Source organism: Oleiphilus sp. HI0079 (assembly GCF_001635105.1).
Genome location: NZ_LWFT01000145.1, coordinates 1 through 1,201 on the forward strand (window position 1 = coordinate 1; position 1,201 = coordinate 1,201).

Sequence of the window (1,201 nt, forward strand, 5' to 3'; positions counted from 1 at the left end):
ATAACGGCCTAGAGTTGTGGGAAATGGCGCTCGTGTCAGCATTAAACAGAGACAAAAAGCGAGCTGAAGAAGCAAGCCAGGTGTCGATTGCTACGGTGTCGGAGTTCCTAGAGTTTACCGAAGGGGATGGCTTGGACGAGAATGCTTTGATTCGCCTGTTTGAAAAGCATGAGCTTATGGTGCGCGAGCTAAGCTTTCAGCAAGCGTTGTGCGATCTATTGAGAGGTTCAGATAAGTTGAGTAAAGATTTGCTACGAAACCTTCGTGCACTCGCAAGAGATGATGGCTGGAGTAACCTAGGGATTAGCCTTGATGATTAATGTAAAGATTGTGCGTTCTAACAATATGCTTCGTCGGCTCACGGTTTGTTGCCTGTGTTGTGTGGCCCTATTTGCACATGCGGAGAATCGTGGTCTTGCGTGGGAACTGAACTCAAAGGACGGATTGCACAAGGCGTATTTGATGGGAGCTGTGCATTTAGCCAACGGTAGTTTTTACCCGATAAATAGTGCCGTTCTTGATGGTTTTGATGCGTCCGATGTGTTGATGGTTGAGCTTGATGATTCGCGTGTCGAGCCGCAAGCGCAGCAAGCCTTGATAGAGCAGTATGCATATTACCCCGAGGGAGTTAGCTATAAGGACCGACTGTCCCCAGCGTTGGTAGATCAGGTGGAAATCATGTTCGCTAGTCTCGGTATTGAAAACGCCAGTGAGTTGTTTTCGCGATACAAGCCTGGTTTGTTGGGGGTAACATTAGCCGCTCTGCAGGCCCAGGTGCTTGGCTATTCCGCTGAGTATGGAATCGATAGTTACTTTCTTGAAAAAGCACGTTACCGCAAAAAAATAGAAGAGCTAGAAAGCTTCGAGTTTCAGATTAAATTGATTTCAGAGTTACCCTCCGATGAGGAAAGCTTTAGTGATGCTTTGCTGAATATGGCTGACTTTGAAAGTGAGTGGAAAGGCCTAGAAGATGCGTGGAAACAGGGTGATGCAGATCTCATGTACGAGCTGGCCATCGGTGAAGGTATGCGTGATTTTCCGAGTTTGGAGAATTACTACGAGGTGCTGTTTTTTAAGCGCAACGTGCAGATGGCTGAGAAACTAGAGCAGTGCTTTAGCGATCGCGTATGCTTTATGGTCGTTGGTGCCGGACATCTTGTTGGCCCCTCGGGCGTGGTAGACCTTCTTCAAAAGAAAGGTT

2 protein-coding genes are annotated in these 1,201 nt (G+C 47.5%); both read left to right on the forward strand.

Annotated elements, in window-relative coordinates:
* On the forward strand, positions 1-320 hold a 320-nt coding region (locus tag A3750_RS02165), incomplete at its 5' end, for a DUF416 family protein (RefSeq protein ID WP_156498318.1).
* A gap of 61 nt (positions 321-381) precedes the next feature.
* The coding region (locus tag A3750_RS02170) for a TraB/GumN family protein (protein ID WP_197474815.1) at positions 382-1,201 on the forward strand (820 nt) is incomplete at its 3' end.